The following is a 2,717-nucleotide window of genomic DNA, read 5'->3' as shown; positions in this document are numbered from 1 at the left end:
CGTTCTCCTTCAGCGCGACACCGAGCGGACCGTAGTCCCACGCCGAGCGGGTGCCTCCGTAGATCTTCGAGCCGGGCCACCACCGAGGAGGCGGTCACCTGGGTCATGGCCTGGCTCGCGGCCCATCCCGGTTGGCTGCTCGTGTTCGACGACGTGGCCGAGGCGGCGTCGCTGCGGTCCTACCTCGGCCGGCTGCACGGCGGCCACGTCCTGATCACCACCCGCCGGACCGCCGGCTGGCACGACCTCAGCATCCCGATCGACCTGGGCGTGCTGCCCCGGCCGGCGGCCGTGTTCCTGCTGGCCGAGCTGACGCGCTCCGGCGAGACCGGACAGCTGGACGCGCTGGCCGACGACCTGGGAGATCTGCCGCTCGCGCTGGCCCAGGCGGGCGCCTTCATCGCCCAGGCACCCGGCATCGGGGTGAGCCGGTATCGCGACCTTCTCCGCACCTCACCGACGCGCATGTACGCCTCCGCGCCGGCCGGCGGTGACCACGAGCGGCTCGTGGCCAAGGCGTGGGCCGTGACCCGGACCCGGATCGGGGAGATCAGCCCCCTGGCCATCGAGATGCTGAATCTGCTGGCCTGCTTCGCCCGGACGATCTGCCCCGCGACGTGCTGGTCCGCGCGGCGGACGCCGACGAACTGGACGCGGTCGAGGCGCTGGGTGTCCTCGCCTCGTTCAGCATGATCAGTCTCGCCGGTGACGGTGTCTCCGTGCACCGGCTCGTGCAGGCGGTGACGCTGCATCAACTGGACGAACCGCATCGCGACGTGCTGCGGGCCCGGGCCGGCGCAGCACTGGACCACTGCCTGCCCGCTCATCCCGCGGACCCGGCGAGCCGGCCCGTCTTTGCCCGCCTGCTGCCCCACGTCATCGTTGTCCTGCCGGGCGATGCCACCGGCCTGCTGCGGACCATCGGGTATCTCGACGCGATCGCGGACTACCCCACGGCCGTACGGCTCCAGCAGCGCGTCGTTGACGCCATGCCGGAGCGCGCGGGCGCGGAGGATCCGTCGGTGCTCGTCGCGAAGGCCGAGCTGGCCCGGTTCACCGGCATGACGGGTGACGCGGGAGCTGCCCGCGACCGGTATGCGGAGCTGCTGCCTCTGTTCGAGCGGCACTTCGGGCCCGAGGACGAGCGGACCCTGATCCTGCGGGTCCACCTCATCGAGTGGACCGGTGAGGCCGGAGCCAGATCCGACGCCTACGGCGGTTACCAGCGCCTCCTGCCCCTCCTCGACAAGGTCCTGGGCCCGGACCACCCCCGCACGTTGTACGCGAAGATGGATTTCGCCAACTGGATGGGCCATCTGGGCGAACCCGGCGGCGCCCGGGAGGTGTGTCGTCCGCTGCTGCCCGCGGCCGAACGGGTCTGGGGACCGGAGCATCCCGACACGCTGACGCTGCGCCCCCCGCTCTTCCGACGGGCGCAACCACTCCCTCCCACCCTGCCGGTCTGCCTGGCCCATTTCACGGGTCAGGCCGGGAACGCGCCGGGCGCGCGGGACCAGTACGCGGCTCTGCTGGCGGTCCGCACGCGGGTCAACGGTCCCGACCACCCGGAGACGCTGGCCACGTCCCGGGATCTCGCCACCTGGATCGGCGAGGCGGGCGATCCCCGGCAGGCCCGCGACCGCCTGGCGGACCTGCTCCCGCTGCTCGAGCGCGCCTGGGGCAAGGAGCATCCGAACGAGACTCTGGTCGCCAAGGACCTGCACGCCGACTACACCGGACGCGCGGGTGATCCCGCCACCGCCCGCCGGCTCCTGGCCGACCTGCTGCCGATCCGTGAACGCGTGTCGGGCGCCGACCATCCACTCACCCGCGCCACCCAGGTGAACCTCGCCCGCTGGGCCCAGCAGAGTCCCTGACCGGCTTTCACGGGCGCAGCGTCGTCACCCGGGCCAGGGTCTCCTGTTCGGACTCGCCCTCGAGAAGGTCCAGGTCCTCCGTCACGGCACCGTCGGTCAGGCGCACGATGCGGTCGCACCGCGCCGCCACGTGCTGCTCGTGGGTGGCCAGCAACACGGTCGTGCCGCGCTCCGCGCGCAGCCGTACGAGCAGGTCGATGATCTGCCGGCCGGTCCGGGAGTCCAGGTTGCCGGTCGGCTCGTCGGCCAGGAGCAGCCGCGGTTCCACCATGAGCGCCCGCGCGATGGCCACCCGCTGCTGCTGCCCGCCGGAAAGCTCGGCCGGCACCGCACCCTCGCGGCCAGCGAGCCCGACCGCGTCGAGGAGCTCGCGGCCGCGCGTGACCCGGTCGTACGGCACGCGGTAGGGCAGCGTCGGGGCGATCACGTTGTCCAGCGCGGTGAGCGGGGCCAGCAGGTGGTAGCGCTGGAACACGAAACCGATGCTCTGCCGGTACCGGGACAGGGCTCCGCGGCGCAGCGCGGTGATGTCCAGGCCGTCGACGGTGACCGTGCCGGTGTCGGCCCGCTCGATCGCGCCGACGAGGTGCAGCAGCGTCGACTTGCCCGACCCGCTCGGCCCGGTGAGCGCGACCATCGAGCCGGCCGGCACGTCGAGGGTGACGGCGTCGACGGCGGTCAGGTCCCCGTACGTCTTGGACAGGTTGTCGATCCTGATCTCGGCGGACGCCATGCCTCACTCCTCGGCCAGCAGGCGCGCGGCCGGCAGCCGGCGCAACAGCAGGGTCGGCACCACCGCGGCGGCGCCGGTGACGAGCACGCCGGCGACCGCGGTGGCCG

General features: G+C 72.9%; 2 protein-coding genes and 1 pseudogene. 2 read left to right on the top strand and 1 reads right to left on the bottom strand.

Annotation, left to right across the window (positions count from 1 at the left end):
• Positions 1-693: pseudogene (locus AB0C29_RS42400) on the top strand (hypothetical protein); the annotation flags it as partial.
• The gene (locus AB0C29_RS42395; protein WP_360833167.1) at positions 618-1,877 is read left to right on the top strand and encodes a tetratricopeptide repeat protein; all 1,260 of its coding nucleotides are present in this window, start codon (positions 618-620) and stop codon (positions 1,875-1,877) included. The pseudogene AB0C29_RS42400 and the gene AB0C29_RS42395, both read left to right, overlap by 76 nt.
• A gap of 7 nt (positions 1,878-1,884) precedes the next feature.
• On the opposite strand, the gene AB0C29_RS42390 is transcribed toward AB0C29_RS42395, so the two are convergent.
• A complete protein-coding gene (locus AB0C29_RS42390; protein WP_360833165.1) occupies positions 1,885-2,610 on the bottom strand; it encodes an ABC transporter ATP-binding protein in 726 nt (241 codons plus the stop codon).
• Positions 2,611-2,717: the final 107 nt, after the last annotated feature.

The organism is Actinoplanes sp. NPDC048791 (assembly GCF_040650095.1).
In the GTDB taxonomy this organism is placed as follows: domain Bacteria; phylum Actinomycetota; class Actinomycetes; order Mycobacteriales; family Micromonosporaceae; genus Actinoplanes.
This window is presented reverse-complemented; position numbering and strand designations above follow the sequence as displayed.

Excerpts from the sequence above, each read along its gene's own strand:
- AB0C29_RS42390 (WP_360833165.1), bottom strand. The coding sequence starts at position 2,610 with ATGGCGTCCGCCGAGATCAGGATCGACAACCTGTCCAAGACGTACGGG.